We start from the raw sequence: 20,191 nt of genomic DNA on the forward strand, positions 1-20,191 counted from the left end.
CTGTTCCCCATGTTGCGTCTGCCCGCGCAGCTTCCTATAAGCGGGCCGATTGTCAGACAGGAGCCCGCCCATGCGTTTCGCCCATCGTCACCTTCTTGGCATCGAGCATCTGTCCCCGTCCGATATCACCGCCATCCTCGATCTGGCCGAGACCTATGTTGACCTCAACCGCCAGTCGACCAAGCATTCGGATGTGTTGTCGGGGCTGACGCAGATCAACATGTTCTTCGAGAACTCGACCCGCACGCAGGCCAGTTTCGAACTGGCGGGCAAGCGGCTGGGCGCGGATGTGATGAACATGGCGATGCAAGCCAGTTCGATCAAAAAGGGCGAGACGCTGATCGACACCGCGATGACGCTGAACGCGATGCATCCCGACCTGCTGGTGGTGCGGCACCCGCATTCCGGCGCGGTCGGTCTGCTGGCGCAGAAAGTGAACTGCGCCGTGCTGAATGCAGGCGACGGGCGGCACGAGCACCCGACGCAGGCCCTGCTGGACGCGCTGACCATCCGCCGCGCCAAGGGCCGCCTGCACCGTCTGAACATCGCGATCTGCGGTGACGTTGCTCATTCTCGCGTGGCGCGGTCGAACCTGATCCTGCTGGGCAAGATGGAAAACCGCATCCGCCTGATCGGCCCGCCGACGCTGGTGCCTAGCCAATTCGCGGAATTCGGGGCCGAGATTTACGACGACATGAATGAAGGCCTGAAAGACGTCGATGTCGTCATGATGCTGCGCCTTCAGAAAGAGCGGATGGATGGTGGCTTCATTCCCTCGGAACGCGAATATTACCACCGCTACGGGCTGGACGCCGCCAAGCTAGCGCAGGCCAAATCGGACGCCATTGTCATGCACCCCGGCCCGATGAACCGCGGGGTCGAGATCGACGGCACGCTGGCCGACGACATCAACCGGTCGGTCATCCAGGAACAGGTCGAAATGGGCGTCGCCGTGCGCATGGCCGCCATGGAATTGCTGGCCCGAAACCTTGCCGAGGCCGCATGAGTGATCTGACCGTCGCCCCCCATGAACGCGGCGTGATCCGCCTGTTCACGCTGGATATGCGCCCCGAAGAGGCGAAATTCCTGCGCGAACCCGGCGCTGCCGATCAGGTTCTGGGGGTTGCCGGTCTGGACCCCGCGCAGATCGACATTTTCCCGGTCTCCGACCTCGAAGACCTTGGGCTCTACGGCTATCTGAACGAGGGTTGCGGCGTCTCGGCGGATCAGTTGGACCGCACCGCGTTGGAGGCCGTCGAGGGCTGGGTCATGGCCCTGCGCAGCGCCGCCTTCGGCGGGCGCGCGGCCAGTATCCAACCCGACCCGCGCCTGCATCTGATCGGGCTATACACCGAAGAGGCCACGAACTGGACCGGCGGCGTAATCGAAACCGAAAGCGCCAAGCCATTCTCGGCCCCTCAGACCCCGCCCGACGACGCGCGGCCCCGACGTATGGGCTCGGCCCTTATGGCGCTGGTGATCCTGCTGGTTATCGGAGGTGCCCTGTGGCTGATCTTGTGATCTTTACCCCCCATAAGGGCGCGTATATCCAGACCAACCTGACCCTTGCCGCCATCGCAATGGCGGGCGCGATGATCGTTCTTTGGCTGATCGGCAACCCCTATGTCTGGACCGGAGCCCCGGCCGGACTGGCCGCCATCGGCATCCGCGCGTGGTATCTGGCCTCGGAAGAACTGAACAACACGTGGGAGATGACCGAGACCACCCTCACCGGCCCCGGCGCTCGCAAGGTGGCATTGAACCAGATCGAGGCGGTCAACACGATGGGCAGCTTCGTTCAGATCGTCACTAAAGGCGGAGACAAGCACCTGATCAAATATCAGGCCGACCCCGCCGCCACCAAAGCCGCAATTGAAAGGGCGATGGGATGAGCGACGAATGGTGGCGCGAGAGAATACCAGCGACGGAACAGATCCTGTGGTCCGGACAACCGTATCAGGGGTATTTCCCACCCCGTTTGGGCTGGGCGTACAGATTTCTGATCGCCTGCCTTGTTCTGGCGTGGGTGGCTAGCCCATTGTTTGCGGATACCGTGCGAGACTATTGGAAGCTGGTCAGTTGCACGCTGCTGCTGGCATTTTTTATGTGCTGGGATCGTTTGATCCGCAGGCGGCGAATGTATGTCGTGACCACCCGCAATGTCTGGTGGATCAGCAAAATTTTCAAACCCAGGCACCTGCCCATAAACTCCCACCTCAAATTCTATCGCAACGGTCGAAACATCGTGTTTTCCCACCTGCGATTTCTCGTTTTCGAATACCTGCAAGACCCGGAGGCCGCATTAGCGGCGCTGACCCAAGCCCGAGAGGCCCAGACATGACTGCCCTGATCTTCACCAACGCCCGCCTGATCGACCCGGAAACCGGCACCGACAGCCTCGGATGGCTGCACATTGCCGATGGGCTCATTCAGGGAAAGGGCGCGGGGGACGCGCCCGCTGGTGACGGGCAGGTGATCGATTGCGGCGGGCAGTGCCTTGCACCCGGTATCGTTGATATCGGCGTCAAGGTGTGCGAGCCGGGCGAGCGGCATAAGGAAAGCTACAAATCCGCAGGCCTCGCTGCGGCTGCCGGGGGGGTGACCACCATCGTTACCCGCCCCGATACGTTGCCTGCGGTCGATACGCCGGAAACTCTGGAATTCGCGACCCGGCGCGCGCAGGCGGATGCGCCGGTCAACGTGCTGCCCATGGCCGCCCTGACCAAGGGGCGCGACGGGCGCGAGATGACCGAGATCGGGTTTCTGCTGGATGCGGGCGCGGTGGCCTTCACCGATTGCGACCACGTGGTTGCCAATACCAAGGTGTTTTCCCGCGCGCTGACCTATGCCAAATCCTGCGGTGCGCTGGTCATCGCCCACCCGCAGGAACCAGGCCTCAGCGCCGGGGCCGCCGCCACCAGCGGCAAGTTCGCCGCCCTGAACGGTTTGCCCGCTGTTTCTCCCATGGCCGAGCGCATGGGTCTGGACCGCGATATCGCGCTGCTGGAAATGACCGGGGCCGCGTATCACGCCGACCAGATCACCACCGCCCGCGCCCTGCCCGCACTGGAACGCGCCAAGCGCAACGGGCTGGACATCACCGCCGGGACCTCGATCCACCATCTGACGCTGAACGAGCTGGACGTGGCCGATTACCGGACCTTCTTTAAGGTCAAGCCGCCGTTGCGGTCCGAAGACGACCGGCAAGCGGTGATCGAAGCGGTGCGCACCGGCCTCATCGACACGATCAGTTCCATGCACACCCCGCAGGACGAGGAAAGCAAGCGCCTGCCGTTTGAAGAGGCAGCCTCGGGCGCGGTGGCGCTTGAGACGCTGCTGCCTGCGGCGCTGCGCCTGTACCACGCGGAGCAACTGGACCTGCCGACCCTGTTCCGTGCGATGGCGCTGAACCCGGCGAAACGGCTGGGGCTGGCTTCGGGCCGTCTGGCCGCCGGTGCGCCTGCCGATCTGGTGCTGTTCGACCCGGATGTGCCATTTGTGCTGGATCGCTTTGTTCTTAAATCCAAATCCCAGAACACACCGTTTGACGGGCAGAAGATGCAGGGTAAGGTCACAGCGACCTATGTCGCAGGCCAAGAAGTATACCGGAGATCCTGATGCCCCTGATCGACAGCACAATCGCCCAGCTGATCCTGTGGGCAGGGCTTGGGTATCTGATGGGATCGGTGCCGTTTGGCATGATCCTCGCCCATGTCATGGGGCTGGGCAATCTGCGCCAGATCGGGTCAGGCAATATCGGGGCCACCAATGTGCTGCGTACCGGGAACAAAACGGCAGCAGCGCTTACGGTGCTGTTTGACGGCGGTAAGGGCGCTGTCGCGGTCCTGCTGGCCCGGGTCTTCGCCGGAGAAGATGCGGCACAGATCGCGGCTCTGGCTGCGTTTGTTGGGCATTGCTTCCCTGTCTGGCTGGGCTTCAAGGGCGGCAAGGGCGTTGCGACCTTTCTGGGCCTGTGGCTGATGTTGGACTGGCGCGTGGGCGTGGCCTGTTGCCTGTCCTGGTTGGTTGCGGTGGCGATCTGGCGGATGTCTTCGGTCGGGGCGCTGGCGGCGGCGGCGCTTTCGACGACGTGGATCGTGGTGCTGACAGATGGCTCGACCTTCATTCTGGGCATCGTGCTGACTCTGCTGGTCTATTGGCGCCACAGCGCCAATGTCGCGCGCATCAAGGCCGGGACCGAGCCCAAAATCGGCAAATCGTGACCCCACCCGAGGCGTTTGCATCGGCGTTCTTTGATCTGCCAATGGGCACTTTCACTGGCACGGCAGACGGTCTGCGCTATGTCGTGGCACGTCAGGTGATGGCGGGTGGAAAGGCCCATAAACTGATCGCGCATCAGTTGGGTGGCAAGGACTATATCAGCCTTAACCTCTATCAGACCCGAAACAGCGGTCTGCTGCTAAAACCTTGTGAAATGCCCGCACGAAAAGTCACCGAATTCGTCATCGCACTGCGGCCCGAGGGTTGACCGCAAACCTGCATTTCTGAACAGAAACTCTTCACCTCTGCACAATCACAATTGATTGCTTTGAACGTGAACAGGGCCGTTCCCAATTGGGTTTCGTGGCAGCCAATTACAGGTGCCGCAAAAACAAATCCGGTTCGCCGGAGCAAAATTAAGGTGCTCGAACGCGGGCCTATTTCACGAAAGGTGAAGTCATGAACAAGATCAAATCCCTCATCGGCGGTGTCGCCCTGTCTGTCGCAGTAGCAAGCACGGCGCTGGCCGCTGGCGTTGAACTGAACGCGAGCTCGACCGGTCTGGCGCTGCAGGGTTACGACCCGGTTGCCTATTTCACCGTGGGCGAAGCCACCAAGGGCGACTACAAGATCACCGCACTGCACAATGATGCACTGTACCGCTTTGCATCGGAAGAAAACAAAGTGGCGTTCGAGGAAAACCCCGAAGCGTACCTGCCCGCATATGGCGGCTACTGCGCCTTCGGCACCGCGATGGGCTTCAAGTTTGACGGCGACCCGAACTACTGGAAAATCGTTGACAACAAGCTGTACCTGAACCTGTCGGCTGACATTCAGGAACGCTGGGAAGGCGACATCCCGGGCTTTAACGAGCGCGCAGACGCCAACTGGAAAGACATCGCTGACAAGACCCCTGCAGAACTGCAGCAGCAATAATCCGCTGAAAATTTCAGACGTGTCGGCGGCGGAGCGTATCCGCCGCCGCATGTCGTTTTGAACCCTTCCGTTCGACACCTATCTGTTCCCTGAGACAAGCGTCCAACCTCAATGGACCTGCGTCTGCGCCACCGTGCGGACGTGCGATACTACGGGCTGGAATAGACATCACTGATCCGGTCTTGGGACCGGGCCGTATCAATCAGCAGGCACCCGCAGTGGATTTTGCCCTTGCGGGGTGTGATTTCGAACGAAAGGACAACAAAGATGACAGGTAAATTGGCACTCGTCACCACTGTCGCGACATTGGCGGCAGGATCGGCCTTGGCGCAATCTTCGGGCAACTGGACCGGGTTTTATGGCGGTCTGCAGCTTGGCTATATCGACGTGGACACCAATGTGTCTGGCGTAGACGGCGATGGCGCGATTGGCGGTATCGTTCTGGGCTACGATTATGACCTGGGCGACTGGGTGATCGGCGGCGGTTTCGACTATGACTGGACCGATGTGGACCTGTCCGGCGCGGCTACCGTTGAAGACGTTTGGCGCCTTAAAGCGCGCGCCGGGTACAAGGTGAACCCGCAGGGCCTGTTCTACGGAACTGCAGGCTATGCCGAGGCTGGAACCGACAATCTGGGCAGCGACGATGGCTGGTTCATCGGCGCAGGGTACGAGCAGATCGTGGCCCCCAATGTCAGCATTGGCGGTGAGTTGCTGTATCACGAGTTCGACAATTTCAACTCGACCGGCGTGGATGTGGACGCCACGACACTGCAGTTCCGCGCAACCTATCGGTTCTGAGACACCCCACAAGAACGATCAGACCCGACGCATCCCGCCGGGTCTTTCCGTTCAAAGATCCAGAATCGTGCTGCCAGTGGTCTGGCGCGCCTCTAACGCGCGATGAGCGTCGGCGACCTGTTCCAGCGGGAAGCGTTGATCGATGTGGATTTTGACCTCACCACCTTCGACCTTGCCGAACAGCCGCCTTGCCATCGCCTGACAGACCGCATGGTCGGCGATATGCGTGAACAGTGTTGGCCGGGTGATCTTGAGCGATCCTTTCTGCGCCAGAACCCCAAGGTTCACCGGCGGCACCGGACCTGAGGCGTTGCCGAAGGAAATCATCATCCCCAGCGGTTTCAGGCAATCCAGCGACCCTTCGAACGTGTCAGCTCCGACCGAGTCCATCACCGCATCCACGCCTTTGCCACCGGTGATCTCGGCCACGCGTTCGGCGAAATTCTCGGTCCGGTAGTTGATGCAATGCGCGGCCCCGTTAAACTGCGCGAGAGAGCATTTTTCATCCGTCCCGGCGGTGCCGATCAGGGTGATGCCTTCGGATTTCGCCCATTGGCAGGCGATCAGACCCACGCCCCCGGCTGCGGCGTGAAACAATACCGTATCACCGCGCCTGAGCGGCGTTGTGCGGTGAAACAGATATTCGACCGTCATCCCCTTCAGCATCATCGCAGCGGCGGCTTCAAAACCGATACCGTCAGGCAGCGGGCAGACCTGCGCGGCGGGCATCACGCGCGCCTCGCAATAGGCCCCCGAGGGCGCGGCGGCATAAGCGGCGCGCTGGCCGGGTTCCAGATGGGTTACGCCCTCGCCCACCGCCTCGACCACGCCCGAGGCCTCCATGCCCAGCGCGTGGGGCAGGTCCAGCGGATAGAGCCCGGTGCGCTGATAGACATCAATGAAATTCAACCCGCAGGCGTGATGGCGTATGCGAACCTCCCCCGGTCCGGGGTCGCCTAACGGCCTGTCTTCGATCTGCAAAACCTCGGGCCCGCCGAATTCATGGATGACAACCGTTTTTGCCGTTTTCTGCATGCTGACCTCCTTCTTGCTAGCGCCCAAGCTAACACGACTGTGAGGCAGGGCAATCGGTGCGATCTCGCAGCGGTGATTCAGTGAAATACGAAACTGTGTTATAGTTGTCACAGGCGTTGCCGGCTGGTCCGGCCACGGGCAACCGTGTGCCAGACCCATCCCGCGACGCATCTCGTCAGGGAAAGGGATCAAGATGGCAAAAACAATCGGTAATCCGATCAGCTGGGCGGCCCAGAGCCTTGGCGCAACCAGCGATCACGTCACGGAAAGCGTATCCCGGATCGGCAGTTCGGAAACCCGCGATCTTCCAATGGTGCAAACGCTGACACTGCAGGACCTTCGCGCCTGTCTGCGGGCGGGGTATCACGATTTCCTCGAAACCCGCGCCGATGCGATATTTATAGCGCTGATCTACCCCATCGCTGGTCTGCTGATGTTCGGATTTGCGCTGAACATGAATATGGTGCCGCTGCTGGCCCCTCTGGTCGCGGGGTTTGCCCTGATCGGCCCGGTCGCGGCGGTTGGGTTGTATGAGATCAGCCGCAAGCGCGAACAGGGCGGTGCGGTACACTGGCTGGACGCGTTCGGGGTCTTCCGCTCGCCCTCCTTCGGCGCGATTCTGGCGCTTGGCTTCTATCTGGTCATGCTGTTGCTGGTCTGGCTCATGGCGGCCGAGGGCATCTATGAGCGCACGCTGGGGCCGGAACCACCTGCCTCGCTTGCCGCATTTGCGACCGACGTGTTCACCACCAGCGGAGGCTGGACCATGTTCGTGCTCGGCACGGCGGTCGGGTTTGTCTTTGCCCTGTGCGCATTGGCCATCAGCGTCGTCAGCTTCCCGCTGCTGCTGGACCGCGAGGTCGGCGTGCCGGTCGCGGTTGTGACCTCGGTCCGCGTGCTGCGGCACAATCCGGGTGTGATCCTGACATGGGGCTTCATCGTCGCGGCCTTGCTGGTGCTGGGCGCGCTCCCGATGCTGCTGGGGCTGATCGTGGTCATGCCGGTGCTGGGCCACGCGACCTGGCATCTGTACAGACGCGCGGTCGCCTGACCCGAGCTATTACCCGCCGGATACGTTCAGAACGATCTTGCCGATATGGCCCGAGCTTTCCATGCGCGCATGGGCAGCTGCGGCATCGGCCAGATCAAACTCGCTATCCATGACCGGAGCCACTTTCCCGGCCTCCAACAACGGCCAGACCGCCTCACGCAGATCCTGCGCGATTTTCGCTTTGGCCAGATCGCTTTGCGGACGCAGGGTGCTGCCGGTCAGGGTCAGCCGTTTGACCATCATCAGGGCAAAATTCAGCTCGACCACCGGCCCCTGCAAAAAGGCGATCTGCACCAGCCGCCCGTCCTCGGCCAGAGCCTTGACGTTACGCGGAATATAATCCCCGCCCACCATATCAAGGATCAGGTTCGCGCCGCCTTCGGCCCGCATGACGCCGACAAAATCCTCATTGCGGTAGTTGATCGCTTTTTCTGCCCCCAACTTGACGCAAGCTTCGCATTTCTCATCCGACCCGGCGGTGGCAAAGACGCGCGCGCCAAAAGCGTTTGCGAGTTGGATCGCCGTGGTGCCGATTCCGCTGGAGCCACCGTGGACCAGAAAGCGCTCTCCGGCTTTCAGGCCGCCACGGGTGAAGACGTTGGACCAGACGGTGAAGAAGGTTTCGGGAAGGCAGGCGGCTTCTTTCATGCCCATGCCGCTTGGCACGGGAAGGCAATGCGCAGCGGGCGTGGCGACATATTCGGCGTAACCTCCGCCGGGGAGCAAAGCACAGACCTGATCGCCGACCGACAGGCCTTCGACGCCTGAACCCACAGCCACAACCTCGCCCGAGGCTTCAAGTCCCGGCAGATCGCTGGCCCCCGGAGGCGGATCATAGGCCCCGGCCCGTTGCAGGGCGTCGGGCCGGTTCACCCCGGCATAGGCCACTTTCAGGATCACCTGCCCGATGCCCGGCTCGGGCACGGGCCGCTCGGTCACTTGCAACACATCCGGGCCGCCGGGGGTGGTGATCTCAACAGCGCGCATCATCTGGGTCATCGGCAAATCTCCTTTGACCGATGCCTAGCAGGCCTGCCGCCAAAGGCCCAGCCGCTTACTTTCGGGGGTTCAGCAGCCCGGGCAGATCAGCGCGCATCTTCATGGGTGCCCGCACCTGCCCCGCCAGCCAGTTCGGCACCGCCAGAAATGGTTTCAGCAGCGGGTTCCCGTTCACCTGCGCCTTGAGCTTTTCGAACTGCATCACATCGCCGATGCGTCGGTCCAGAAACTCCCACGTGCGCTGCTGATCCGGGGTCTCATCCCCCAGCCAGAACAGCAGGGTTGAGGAATAGACCCCCGACAGGGTCATCCGCTTGGTGTACCAGTTCACATCGTCCGAGGTGTCGCCCAGCGCGTCCCAGATCAGATCGCAGGTCTGCCACAGTGCCTTAGCCCCATCCGCCGCATGGGTTGGCAGCGAAAACAGGGTCATGCCGCGGCGCACCAGCTCCTTATCCTCGACCGCCTCAAGCCGGAACCGAACAGCGGCAGCGATCTTGTCGCGGAACTTGAGCGCGCTCAGATCCTCGGACTTGATTCGCTCCAGCATGGCCGCATCGCCGCGCGCGTGAAAGGCCAGCGCCAGATCGACCGCCCCGCGCGGGCAAATCGCCCGGGCCAGCCCGTCATCGATATCACAATCGGAAATCGCCGCCCGAAAGCTTGCTTCCGACCAGCCATCGAATGGAACATGGATCAGCATCGCATCCAATAGCTGCTGTTTGGCATCTTCATAGGTAACGGTCATGGCGGTTCTCCGGCTTTCAGCCCCAGTACTAGACAAAATAGGCCCGCTTTGCTATACGGCCAATTCCTGCAATTTCCTTGCAACTCTATCTAGAAAGGTGGTGACAACCACATGCAGGTTAGTGTTCGCGACAATAACGTCGATCAGGCGCTTCGTGCCCTGAAGAAAAAGCTGCAGCGCGAAGGCGTGTTCCGTGAAATGAAGCTGAAGCAACATTTCGAGAAACCGTCCGAGAAAAAAGCGCGCGAGAAAGCTGAAGCGATCCGCCGTGCCCGTAAACTGGCACGTAAGAAAGCACAGCGCGAAGGTTTGCTCTAAGCACCTGACGCTCGTCCAGCTTTGGATGACACTATTTGACGACCCCCGAGGCCCCGCCCGGGGGTTTGTCGTTTTCAGGGCCGGTTCTTTTTCGCCGACATGCGTCTCGCGCTGTGCGGCAACCTGCCAATTCCGGCCCGGCAACATTTTGCCCGGCATTTTGCAGCGCAGCGAATCCCGTATGAGTAGCGCGGGCCTGCCTGATTTGGCCCAACAGATAAGCGCCCCTATCCCCTGCGGCGACGCCCGACGTAACTGGCCCCGTCGAAACAGACGGCAAACCAAACGGAGGCAAAATGTCGACTGCAAGCACAATCGAGCAGGAAATGCTGGCGCTTATCAACGCCGAGCGCACATCCCGTGGGCTGAACCCGCTGAAACTGGAAACCAACCTGAATGAATCGTCCGAGGATCACAGCTCCTGGATGCTGAACTCGGATATGTTCAGCCATACCGGTGCCGGTGGCTCCAGCGCAACCGAGCGGATGCGCGATGCGGGGTTCGACCTGTCGGGAAGCTGGCGCACCGGTGAAAACATTGCGTGGCAGTCCGAGCGCGGCGCGCCGGGCATCAGCGATGACGTGGCCCAGCTGCACCAGAACCTGATGAACAGCCCCGGCCACCGCGCCAATATCCTGAACCCCGAGTTCGAATATATCGGCATCGGTATCGAGACCGGGGACATGCAGGGCTTTGACGCCGTCATGGTCACGCAGAATTTTGCAACCACGGACGGAATGGTGGTTCTGGACAATGGCGCACCAACCACGCCGGTGACCGAGGGGCCAGCGCCCGACCAGCCAGATGCCGAGACCCCGGATACAGATGTGACGGAAACACCCGCCCCTGCGCCGGAAACACCGGACACGGATGTCACTGAAACAGTCGATCCGACGCCCGACTCACCCGACACCGACGTGACCGAGACGGATGACCCGGGCGTGGATGTGACGGAAACCGACGATCCCGCACCGGAAACGCCCGATACAGACATCACAGAAACGGAAGATCCGGAATCAGAGACCCCCGACACGGATGTCACCGAGACGGACGACCCGGCCTCTGAAACGCCCGATACCGACGAACCAGAAACACCCGACACGGACGTCGTAGAAAACGACGACCCCGCGCCAGACACACCTGAAACCGGGGTTACAGACGACGGCGACCCGAATGACGGATGTTTCGACGTGGCCGCCTTCCTTGCCGAGATCGAGGCGTTTATCGAGGCTTTGCAATCGCGTCTGGATCAGTTCGCGTGGGATGACAGCGGGATGGACCCGTCGGACTCGACCGATGCGTTCGATCTGGTGATGGATGAATCAGAAACCGTCGACGAAGGCACGCCGATGTCAGATGTTACATGCGATGACGCAGCCGATATCTTCCAGTTCAACTTCTACACCTTTGACTGCATGTTGGACGCCGCCTGACCGGCCCGTCCGGTGCGGGGCAGGCCTTCTGCCTCGCACGTCCCGGATCAGTAGATCTTCGGCACATACAGTTCATCCGGCAGAATGCGGCGTTCGTATTCGGGATTGTAGCGCCGGTCGGGCAGGTTGACCTTTTCCTGCGGCACGTCCGTATAGGGAATTTTGGTCAGCAGGTGCTCGATACAGTTCAGGCGCTCGCGCTTCTTGTCATTGCCTTCGACGATGTACCACGGGGCCTCGGGGATGTTGGTGCGGAAGAACATGTCTTCCTTGGCCTTGGTATACGCCTCCCACCGGATGCGGGATTCCAGGTCCATCGGCGACAGTTTCCACTGTTTCATCGGGTCGTGAATGCGCATGAGGAATCGCAACTGCTGTTCCTCATCCGTGATCGAGAACCAGTATTTCAGCAGAATGATACCCGAGCGCACCAGCATCCGTTCGAATTCGGGAACGTCCTGGAAGAACTGTTCGACCTGATCTTCGTCGGCGAACCCCATCACCCGCTCGACACCTGCGCGGTTGTACCAGGAGCGGTCGAACAGAACGATTTCACCCGCCGCAGGCAGATGGGGCACATAGCGCTGGAAATACCACTGGCTTTGTTCCCGGCGGCTGGGTGCGGGCAATGCCACGACGCGGGCCACGCGCGGGTTCAGACGTTGGGTGATACGCTTGATCACGCCCCCCTTGCCCGCGCTGTCCCGGCCTTCGAACAGGATACAGACCTTGGCGCCGGTGTGCTGCACCCAGTCCTGCACTCTGATCAGTTCGGCCTGCAGGCGCAGCAGGTTGCGGAAATAGACCTTGCGGTCCAGCATATCCGGGTGCTGGTCCTTGTAAATCTTGCGAACTTCCATAGAGAGCATGGGCTCGCTGAACTCGATCTCGAAATCCTCGTCCAGCGTGTCTTCCAGTTCGGCTTCCAGCCAGTCTTTGGGCGCGTCATTGTTTTCGTAAGCCAAAATCAGCTCCTTCTCAGTCAACGGGTTGGGACCGTAACGGGTATGTGTAACTGCCCGATGTCATCGGAAAAATTGATGCCATCGTGATTAGTTGGCTGTGCGGGGTCCTGTTAGGGGAAACAGGCGCGGCTCGTGCAGCCGGGCGGTCTTTGCCCTCAATGTGGCCCGGACGGGCGGCAGATACAACCGGCAGAATTGCCGCAATGCCAACAGGTTGACGCTTGGGCCGGACTGGCATCTTGCAATGGCGCGCCTTTTCGCGGCAACACTGCGGTCAGTAGAACTGTGGAAGCGACGTGACCCCTCTTCTGTCTCAACTTCCGGTCATCTGGCCCTGGCTGATCCTGATTGCGGCGCAGGTCTTGGCGCTTGCCGGCAAAACCGCCATTGGCCTGTCGGTTCTGGTGCTGTTTGGCAGCGTCGCGCTGAGCCTCGGGCTGATGACGCCCCTGGCGCTTGCGGTCACCGCTTTAGGATTGTTTGGCGCGTCGTTCCCGCCCCGCCTGTCGGGATGGCAGGCCGGGCTGGGGCATCTGGCGCTGATTGTCTGGTGCGTGGCGCTGGGGGCGCATCTGGTTCCAGGGTTCTACAATCTTCGGCTTCTGGATCAGGTTCTTGCCGGGCCCGAGAGTGCAGCCTTCACCATGCATCTGAACGTGGACAAGCCGATGGTGTTCTTTGCTGTCCTGCTGGCGTGGCCTGCGATGCTGAGAAATGGGCGGATGGTAAACCTTCCGCTCCTGCTGCTCGGCCTCGCCCTGCTGCCCGTCCTGTTCGCGATTGGGCTGGCGGCAGAAGCCGTCCGGCCCGAGTTCACCCTGCCGCCCTGGTGGCTGATCTTCGCACTCTCAAACCTGTTTCTGACATGCCTGACGGAAGAGGCCTTCTTTCGCGGCTACCTGCAATCCGTACTGTCGTCCCGACTGGGCGCAGTGGGCGGACTGCTGCTGGCAAGCGTCGCGTTCGGTCTGGCCCATTTCGGCGGCGGCCCCGCGCTGGTGATCTTCGCTTCGATTTTGGGTCTGGCCTGCGGATTGGGCTACTATGCAACCGGGCGGCTTTGGGTGCCGGTCGCGATGCACTTCGCCTTCAACTTCGCGCATCTGGTCTTCTTCACCTACCCGGCCCCGGCCTGACCCTCAGACCGGCAGGGCGGTGGTCTTGAACACGGTGCGCAACGCAAATGAACTTTGCATCTGCGCCACACCAGGCAGGCGGGACAAATACTGCCGGTGGATGCGGGCAAAATCCTCGGTGTTTTCGGCGACGACTTTCAGGATGTAATCCGCTGTCCCGGCCATCAGATGGCATTCCAGCACGTCCGGGATGCGCGCAACGGCCTTTTCGAAGGCATCCAGCACCTCTTCGGCCTGACCCTGCAAGGTGATTTCGACAAACACGGTTGTCGGTACGTTCATCTTGCGGGCATCCAGCAGGGCAACGTAGTTGCGGATATACCCCTCGGCCTCCAACCGTTGCACGCGGCGATGGCAGGCCGAGGGCGACAGATTCGCCTGTTCGGAAAGCTCGGCATTTGACATTCTGCCATTTCGCTGCAGGGCTGCCAGAATCTTACGATCCGTCGTATCAAGGCTCATTCACGCACATCCTTTGCAAGAGAAGGCCATTTTACAGGAAATTCTTTCTGGAAAAAGCCCACGTGCACGCAATGTTTCACAGAAATTGCACCGGGGAATGCCCATAATTTAGGCAGTTTATGAATGGAGTCTCTTATGAAAATCGGCTGCCCCAAGGAAATCAAACCGCAGGAGTTCCGCGTCGGCATGACCCCCAACGCCGCGCAGGAAGCGGTGGCGCGCGGTCACGACGTGATCATCGAAACCGGGGCCGGGATGGGCTCGGGCTTTGACAATGACGCCTACATCGCCGCCGGTGCCCGTATCGTGGACACGGCGGAAGAGGTGTTTGCCACCGCCGACATGATCGTCAAGGTCAAGGAACCTCAGGCGGTCGAGCGCAAGATGCTGCGCGAAGGGCAGTTGCTGTTCACCTATCTGCACCTGGCCCCCGATCCGGATCAGACCCATGACCTGTTGGCATCGGGTTGTACCGCGATTGCCTATGAAACTGTGACCGATTCCAGCGGCGGTCTGCCCTTGCTGGCCCCGATGTCCGAGGTTGCTGGTCGTCTGGCGCCTCAGGTCGGGTCCTGGACCCTGCAAAAGGCCAATGGCGGGCGCGGAGTGCTGATGGGCGGCGTTCCCGGTGTTGGCCCGGCCAAGGTTGTTGTGATCGGCGGTGGAGTCGTTGGCACCCACGCCGCCAAGATCGCTGCAGGCATGGGCGCGGATGTGACGGTTCTGGACCGGTCTCTGCCCCGCCTGCGCTATCTGGACGATGTATATGGCCGCCAGTTCAAGAACCAGTACTCGACCGCAGGAGCCACCGCGGAACTGATCCAGGATGCTGACATGGTGATCGGCGCAGTCCTGATCCCCGGTGCCGCCGCGCCCAAGCTGATCACACGCGACCAGCTTTCAACTATGAAGCCGGGTGCGGTTCTGGTGGATGTGGCCATCGATCAGGGCGGCTGTTTCGAGACCTCGAAGGCCACCACCCATGCGGATCCGATCTATAACGTGGATGGCATCATGCACTATTGCGTTGCCAACATGCCGGGGGCGGTTGCGCGCACCTCGACCATCGCTCTGGGTAACGCGACGATGCCGTTCATGCTGGCGCTGGCCGACAAGGGCTGGCGGCAGGCCTGTCAGGACGACCCGCATCTGATGGAGGGTCTGAACGTCCATGCCGGTCAGCTGACCTATTACGCGGTTGGCAAGGCGTTGGGGATCGACGTGGTCTCGCCCAATATCGTGGTCAAATCGTAAACCCTCCCGCCCCTAAAAACGGCCCCTGAAGGGGCCGCTTTAAAGCGTTAGGCATAGCGCCGCGCCAAAAGGCGCGGCGCGGTTGCGTTCAGGCAAGCAGCCTTAGCCCTGTTTCTGGATTTCCACCGAATGCGGATAGGGGATCGAAACGCCCTTGTCGTCAAAGGCTTCCTTGACCGCCTTGGTCAGTTCAAACTTCACATCCCAGTAATCCGCCGCCGCACACCACAGGCGCGCGGTCAGGTCCACCGAACTGTCGCCCAGATTGGTCACCCGCACCCAGGGTTCGGGATCGCTGTGAATGCGTGCATCCGCCTTGGCGATATCCAGAATGATCTGCATCGCCTTGTCGGCGCTGTCGCCATAATCAATCCCGAACACCAGATCGACCCTGCGCGTGTCATGGGCCGAGTAGTTGGTGATGACAGTGCCCCAGGCCTGCCCGTTCGGGACGATGATCTGCACATTGTCGGGCGTCACCAGTTCGGTCGTGAACAGGTTCAGGTCCTTCACTGTCCCTGCGGTGCCGCCGATATCCACATACTGGCCCAGCTTGTAAGGCCGGAACACCACCAGCATCACCCCGGCAGCCAAATCGCTGAGCGTACCCTGCAGCGCCAGACCAATGGCCAGCGACGCGGCACCCAAAATGGCAACGATGCTTGTAGCCTCGATGCCGAAAATGCCCAGAACGGCCACAAGCACCATGGCCAGTATGGCCCATTTGACAAGGCTGGCCATGAAATTGCCCAGCGTCGGGTCAATCTGCGGGGTCGCGTTGATCCGGCGGCGCACCATGCCACCGATCGCGCTTGCCACGATCCAACCCAGAATAAGAACGACCAGAGCCTTGACCGCGCTCATGATCAGCGGGGCGAACGCGCCTACCTGTGTTACGACCTCATCCACGCGCATCTCCTTTTTGACACCACAAAACCCGCGCAGAACACGCGGGATTCGCCAAATTCTGAGCGAAAATCGCCGCTTGGTCTAGGTGCAGGACGTTCCGGTTTTCCCCGTTGTTCACCGGCAAACACCGATTGACCGGGATTGCACATCATTTGGGCCTTACAAGAACAGGCATCGCGACCTACCTTTCATGAGCAATCCCAACAGGACCCCCCCCAATGCTGGACGCAAAATCCCACCCGATCATGGCCCGCTGGCCTGCGCAGTTCCCGGAAAAGATCCAACTCTATTCCTACCCCACGCCCAACGGCGTCAAAGCCTCGATCATGCTCGAGGAAACCAGCCTGCCCTATGAGGTGCACAAGGTCACTCTGGCCGATGCCGATGTCAAAAGCCCCGAGTTCCTGTCGCTGAACCCCAACAACAAGATCCCCGCCCTGATCGACCCGAACGGCCCGGATGGCGAGCCGCTGGCCCTGTTCGAAAGCGGCGCGATCCTGCTGTATTTGGCCGAAAAAAGCGGCCAGTTCATTGGCCAGACCCAAGGCGACAAACACCGGGTCACACAGTGGCTGATGTTCCAGATGGGCGGGCTCGGGCCAATGTTCGGCCAGTTGGGCTATTTCCACAAATTCGCCGGCAGCGAGATCGAAGATCCCCGCCCCCGCGAACGCTACGTGGCCGAGGCCAAGCGCCTGCTGAACGTTCTGAACGGACAGTTGGAGGGGCAGGACTGGATCGCCGGAGATTACTCAATCGCCGATATCGCCATCGCCCCCTGGCTGCGCGGCCTCGACTTTTACGGTGCCAAAGAACTGCTTGGTTGGGACGGCTACACAAATGTCACCGCCTATCTCGACCGGTTCCTCGAACGACCGGCGGTTCAGAAAGGCCTGCTCATCCCCGCGCGGGACTGACCAAGAAACTGGGCAGCGGCGCCCGCGCGCCCTGCCCCAACCTTAGCCGGGCAACACGCCCGTCAGGACATAGCGCAGAATCTCAACCACCTGCGCAGGCTCCTCGGCCACAGCCAGCGCGGCCGCGTCCACCTCTTTCAATGCATGCTGATGGTCCGGGCCATGCAGCACGATGATCGACTTGCCCAGCGCAGCCGCGTAGCCCGCGTCAAACGCCGCATTCCACTGCTTGTACTTGTCGCCAAAGCGCACAACGACGACATCCGCATCCGATATCCCCTTGCGGGTCCGGATCGCATTCACCATCGCGCCCTTATGGTCGTGCCAGTACTTGTTCGGCTCCGCACCCAGAATCGCAACCCCGCAATCGTCCGAGGCCCCGTGATCCGTCACCGGGCTGCTGAACACAACATCCAGCCCCTCGGCCCCCGCCACGATCTGTTCCCGCCAATCCGTGTGAATCTCACCGGACAGATAAACTTTCAACATCTGTTTCTCCTCCCATGAAAAAGGGGCGTGCCCCGCCCCTTCTTCTCGTTCAAAATACGGCCGCCGGAGGCGGATGCAACCTCAGCCGCGCAAAACACCGCCGGTGGCTTTCGCCACCTTCTCAACGATCTTGGCACTGACCGCCTCAATGTCCTTTTCCTTCAAGGTTGCGTCCGAGGGCTGCAGTCGCACGGTAATGGCCAGCGACTTCTTGCCCTCACCCAGACTGCCCCCGATGAATTCGTCAAAGACGCGCACATCCTCGATCAGCGCCTTGTCGGCCCCGGCGGCGGCATTGACCAGCGTCAGCGCCTCGACACCCTCGTCAACGACAAAGGCAAAGTCGCGCTCTACCGACTGCAGGTCCCGCAGTTCAAGCGCCGCACGGGTGGCCCCGGACTTACGCGGCAGCGGCACTTCGTCGGGCCAGATTGTGAAGGCCATCGCCGGACCCTTGATATCCATCGCCTGCAGTACGCGGGGGTGCAACTCACCAAACACACCCAGCACTTTCTTCGGACCCAGACAAATCTTGCCGTGACGACCCGGATGCCACCAGGCATCGCCATCGCGCAGGATCTGGACCTTGGCAGGCGCGCCGATGGCCGCCAGCACCGCCTCGGCATCCGCCTTTGCGTCAAACAGATCGACCGGGCGCGATGCACCGTGCACATCCTTCGGTCCATCGCGACCAACCAGCAGACCGGCAATCTGGGTTTTCTGATCCCCGGGTTCCCCATCATGGAACACCGGACCGACCTCGAACAGGGCCACATCCGCATAGCCCCGCGCCTGATTGCGGGCTGCAGCCTGCAACAGACCGGGCAGCAGGTCAGGGCGCATATGGCTCATTTCTGAGGAAATCGGGTTTTCCAGCCGGGTCGCGTCATCCCCACCCCCGAAAAGCGCCGCCGAGGCCTGATCAATGAACGTATAAGACACGCATTCATTATACCCCAGCGCCGCACAGGTGCGCCGCGCCATCGACTGACGGCGCTGTGTCGGCGTCATCACCGCCTTGGGAATACCATCGGTCACCCGCGGCAGCGGCTTGCCCTGCAGCTTGGTCAAGGACGCGATCCGCGCGACCTCTTCCACCAGATCGGCCTCACCCATGATATCGGGGCGCCAGCTGGGCACATGGGCCATCTCGCCCTCCAGACGGAAGCCCAGACGGGTCAGGGTCTGGCGCTGCTCGGCCTCAGGAATGTCCATGCCGACCAGCGACTGAACGCGGGCAGAGTCCAGCTTGAAGGCCCGTGCATGGTTCGGCGCTTTCCCGGCCTCAACAACCGAGGACACCTCACCCCCGCAGATATCAAGGATCATTTGCGTCGCCTGCTCCAGTCCCTCGCGGGTGTAGTCCGGATCAACGCCACGTTCGAAACGATAGCGCGCGTCCGAGTTGATCTTCAGCGCCCGACCGGTCAGCGCGATCTGCACATGATCCCAGAACGCGCTTTCAAGGAAGACGTTGACTGTTTCGCTGGTACAGCCGGTTTCCTCACCACCCATGATGCCCGCAATCGATTCCGGGCCTTTGTCATCCGAGATGACCATCATGCCGGGCTGCACGGTGTATTCCTTCTCATCCAGCGCCACCAGCGTCTCGCCGCCCTTGGCGCGGTGGACGCGCAGGTTGCCCTGCACCTTGTCCGCATCAAACACATGCAGCGGACGGTTCTGGTCGAAGGTCATGTAGTTGGTGATATCCACCAGCGCTGAAATGGGCCGTAATCCGATGGCCTTCAACTGATCCTGCAACCACTGCGGGCTGGGGCCGTTCTTCACGCCCCGGATCAGGCGCCCGGTGAAATGCGGCGCGCCGTCCAGCGTGTCGTCATCAATGGTCACCTTGATCGGGCTTTCGAAATCCCCCGGCACCGGTGCGTAATCCCGCTGTTTCAGCGTCCCCACACCCCGCGCCGCCAGATCACGCGCAATGCCCGCCACGCCCAGCGCATCGGGGCGGTTCGGCGTGATCGCGATCTCGATCATCGGGTCGACCTTCGAAGGCTCATTCTCGGCCAGCCAGTCCACGAACCGATCCCCCACCGCGCCCGAGGGCAGCTCGATGATGCCGTCATGCTCATCCGACAATTCCAGCTCGCGCTCGGATGCCATCATGCCAAAGCTTTCGACACCGCGGATCTTGCCGACGCTGATGGTGATATCCAGACCGGGGATATACATGCCCGGCTTGCAGACCACGACCGTGATGCCTTCGCGCGCGTTGGGCGCGCCGCAGATGATCTGCAGATCGCCCTCGTCGGTTTCCACCGTGCAGACGCGCAGCTTGTCCGCGTCGGGATGCTTTTCCGCATGTTTCACATGGCCCAGCGTAAAGCCCGCCAGACGGTCCGCCGGGTTCACGATCTCTTCGACCTCAAGGCCAAGGTCGGTCAGCGCCTCGGCGATCTCGTCAACCGACGCGTCGGTATCCAGGTGGTCTTTCAGCCAGGACAGAGTGAATTTCATTGCTCGGGGCCTTTTTTGGCAAACATCCAGTCGGCACAG

23 protein-coding genes are annotated in these 20,191 nt (G+C 61.3%); 15 read left to right on the top strand and 8 right to left on the bottom strand.

Annotated elements, in window-relative coordinates; all coding sequences use genetic code 11:
• The first annotated feature begins 70 nt into the window (after window positions 1-70).
• The 9 genes from ACR0NJ_RS13785 (at window position 71) to ACR0NJ_RS13825 (ending at window position 5,958) form a co-directional block, all read left to right on the top strand.
• Window positions 71-1,006: an aspartate carbamoyltransferase catalytic subunit gene (locus ACR0NJ_RS13785; RefSeq protein WP_480817705.1), complete on the top strand. Its 936-nt coding sequence runs from the start codon at window positions 71-73 to the stop codon at window positions 1,004-1,006.
• Window positions 1,003-1,521, top strand: coding sequence for a hypothetical protein (locus ACR0NJ_RS13790; RefSeq protein WP_480817706.1), 519 nt, complete (start codon window positions 1,003-1,005; stop codon window positions 1,519-1,521). Before ACR0NJ_RS13785 ends, ACR0NJ_RS13790 begins: the two co-directional genes overlap by 4 nt.
• Window positions 1,506-1,892 (top strand): hypothetical protein, encoded by a 387-nt coding sequence (locus ACR0NJ_RS13795; protein ID WP_480817707.1) that lies wholly within the window; start codon window positions 1,506-1,508, stop codon window positions 1,890-1,892. Before ACR0NJ_RS13790 ends, ACR0NJ_RS13795 begins: the two co-directional genes overlap by 16 nt.
• Window positions 1,889-2,341 (top strand): hypothetical protein, encoded by a 453-nt coding sequence (locus ACR0NJ_RS13800; RefSeq protein WP_480817708.1) that lies wholly within the window; start codon window positions 1,889-1,891, stop codon window positions 2,339-2,341. Before ACR0NJ_RS13795 ends, ACR0NJ_RS13800 begins: the two co-directional genes overlap by 4 nt.
• Complete coding sequence (gene pyrC, locus ACR0NJ_RS13805; RefSeq protein WP_480817709.1) at window positions 2,338-3,618, top strand: dihydroorotase; 1,281 nt, start codon at window positions 2,338-2,340, stop codon at window positions 3,616-3,618. The genes ACR0NJ_RS13800 and pyrC overlap by 4 nt, the downstream gene beginning before the upstream one ends.
• Window positions 3,618-4,223 (top strand): glycerol-3-phosphate 1-O-acyltransferase PlsY, encoded by a 606-nt coding sequence (plsY, locus tag ACR0NJ_RS13810; protein ID WP_480817710.1) that lies wholly within the window; start codon window positions 3,618-3,620, stop codon window positions 4,221-4,223. Before pyrC ends, plsY begins: the two co-directional genes overlap by 1 nt.
• Window positions 4,224-4,264: 41 nt before the next feature.
• Window positions 4,265-4,489, top strand: a complete 225-nt coding sequence (locus ACR0NJ_RS13815) for a hypothetical protein (RefSeq protein ID WP_480817711.1) — start codon at window positions 4,265-4,267, stop codon at window positions 4,487-4,489.
• Window positions 4,490-4,680: 191 nt separating this feature from the next.
• Window positions 4,681-5,157, top strand: coding sequence for a YHS domain-containing (seleno)protein (locus tag ACR0NJ_RS13820; RefSeq protein WP_480817712.1), 477 nt, complete (start codon window positions 4,681-4,683; stop codon window positions 5,155-5,157).
• Between the two features lie 267 nt (window positions 5,158-5,424).
• A complete protein-coding gene (locus tag ACR0NJ_RS13825) occupies window positions 5,425-5,958 on the top strand; it encodes an outer membrane protein (protein ID WP_480817713.1) in 534 nt (177 codons plus the stop codon).
• Window positions 5,959-6,009: 51 nt separating this feature from the next.
• Here the strand turns inward: ACR0NJ_RS13825 and ACR0NJ_RS13830 are convergent, their stop codons facing one another.
• On the bottom strand, window positions 6,010-6,993 hold the full coding sequence (locus ACR0NJ_RS13830) for a quinone oxidoreductase family protein (protein WP_480817714.1): 984 nt from the start codon (window positions 6,991-6,993) through the stop codon (window positions 6,010-6,012).
• A 193-nt stretch (window positions 6,994-7,186) separates the two neighbouring features.
• Here ACR0NJ_RS13830 and ACR0NJ_RS13835 point away from each other — a divergent pair, with 193 nt between their 5' ends.
• Window positions 7,187-8,044: a DUF2189 domain-containing protein gene (locus ACR0NJ_RS13835; RefSeq protein WP_480817715.1), complete on the top strand. Its 858-nt coding sequence runs from the start codon at window positions 7,187-7,189 to the stop codon at window positions 8,042-8,044.
• Between the two features lie 9 nt (window positions 8,045-8,053).
• Here ACR0NJ_RS13835 and ACR0NJ_RS13840 read toward each other — a convergent pair whose 3' ends face one another.
• The gene (locus ACR0NJ_RS13840; protein ID WP_480817716.1) at window positions 8,054-9,043 is read right to left on the bottom strand and encodes an NAD(P)H-quinone oxidoreductase; all 990 of its coding nucleotides are present in this window, start codon (window positions 9,041-9,043) and stop codon (window positions 8,054-8,056) included.
• Between the two features lie 55 nt (window positions 9,044-9,098).
• Complete coding sequence (locus tag ACR0NJ_RS13845; RefSeq protein WP_480817717.1) at window positions 9,099-9,791, bottom strand: COQ9 family protein; 693 nt, start codon at window positions 9,789-9,791, stop codon at window positions 9,099-9,101.
• A 111-nt stretch (window positions 9,792-9,902) separates the two neighbouring features.
• Between ACR0NJ_RS13845 and rpsU the strand changes: the two genes are divergently transcribed.
• Both rpsU and ACR0NJ_RS13855 read left to right on the top strand, forming a co-directional pair.
• On the top strand, window positions 9,903-10,109 hold the full coding sequence (gene rpsU, locus ACR0NJ_RS13850) for a 30S ribosomal protein S21 (protein ID WP_005614280.1): 207 nt from the start codon (window positions 9,903-9,905) through the stop codon (window positions 10,107-10,109).
• Window positions 10,110-10,405: 296 nt separating this feature from the next.
• Window positions 10,406-11,542, top strand: a complete 1,137-nt coding sequence (locus ACR0NJ_RS13855; RefSeq protein WP_480817718.1) for a CAP domain-containing protein — start codon at window positions 10,406-10,408, stop codon at window positions 11,540-11,542.
• Window positions 11,543-11,589: 47 nt separating this feature from the next.
• Here the strand turns inward: ACR0NJ_RS13855 and ppk2 are convergent, their stop codons facing one another.
• Window positions 11,590-12,507: a polyphosphate kinase 2 gene (gene ppk2, locus ACR0NJ_RS13860; RefSeq protein ID WP_480817719.1), complete on the bottom strand. Its 918-nt coding sequence runs from the start codon at window positions 12,505-12,507 to the stop codon at window positions 11,590-11,592.
• A 296-nt stretch (window positions 12,508-12,803) separates the two neighbouring features.
• Between ppk2 and ACR0NJ_RS13865 the strand changes: the two genes are divergently transcribed.
• The gene (locus tag ACR0NJ_RS13865) at window positions 12,804-13,643 is read left to right on the top strand and encodes a CPBP family intramembrane glutamic endopeptidase (RefSeq protein ID WP_480817720.1); all 840 of its coding nucleotides are present in this window, start codon (window positions 12,804-12,806) and stop codon (window positions 13,641-13,643) included.
• Window positions 13,644-13,646: 3 nt separating this feature from the next.
• Here the strand turns inward: ACR0NJ_RS13865 and ACR0NJ_RS13870 are convergent, their stop codons facing one another.
• Entirely contained in the window at window positions 13,647-14,105 is a 459-nt protein-coding gene (locus ACR0NJ_RS13870; RefSeq protein ID WP_480817721.1) for an Lrp/AsnC family transcriptional regulator, read from the bottom strand.
• A 135-nt stretch (window positions 14,106-14,240) separates the two neighbouring features.
• On the opposite strand from ACR0NJ_RS13870, the gene ald reads away from it, so the two are divergent.
• On the top strand, window positions 14,241-15,359 hold the full coding sequence (ald, locus tag ACR0NJ_RS13875) for an alanine dehydrogenase (protein ID WP_480817722.1): 1,119 nt from the start codon (window positions 14,241-14,243) through the stop codon (window positions 15,357-15,359).
• Window positions 15,360-15,461: 102 nt separating this feature from the next.
• Here the strand turns inward: ald and ACR0NJ_RS13880 are convergent, their stop codons facing one another.
• Complete coding sequence (locus ACR0NJ_RS13880) at window positions 15,462-16,223, bottom strand: mechanosensitive ion channel family protein (RefSeq protein ID WP_480817781.1); 762 nt, start codon at window positions 16,221-16,223, stop codon at window positions 15,462-15,464.
• 263 nt (window positions 16,224-16,486) lie between these two features.
• Between ACR0NJ_RS13880 and ACR0NJ_RS13885 the strand changes: the two genes are divergently transcribed.
• On the top strand, window positions 16,487-17,185 hold the full coding sequence (locus tag ACR0NJ_RS13885) for a glutathione S-transferase family protein (RefSeq protein ID WP_480817723.1): 699 nt from the start codon (window positions 16,487-16,489) through the stop codon (window positions 17,183-17,185).
• Window positions 17,186-17,227: 42 nt separating this feature from the next.
• On the opposite strand, the gene ACR0NJ_RS13890 is transcribed toward ACR0NJ_RS13885, so the two are convergent.
• Both ACR0NJ_RS13890 and pheT read right to left on the bottom strand, forming a co-directional pair.
• Complete coding sequence (locus ACR0NJ_RS13890) at window positions 17,228-17,674, bottom strand: YtoQ family protein (RefSeq protein WP_480817724.1); 447 nt, start codon at window positions 17,672-17,674, stop codon at window positions 17,228-17,230.
• A gap of 81 nt (window positions 17,675-17,755) precedes the next feature.
• Entirely contained in the window at window positions 17,756-20,152 is a 2,397-nt protein-coding gene (gene pheT, locus ACR0NJ_RS13895) for a phenylalanine--tRNA ligase subunit beta (RefSeq protein ID WP_480817725.1), read from the bottom strand.
• Window positions 20,153-20,191 lie beyond the last annotated feature (39 nt).

Source organism: Ruegeria sp. F11 (genome assembly GCF_056533855.1).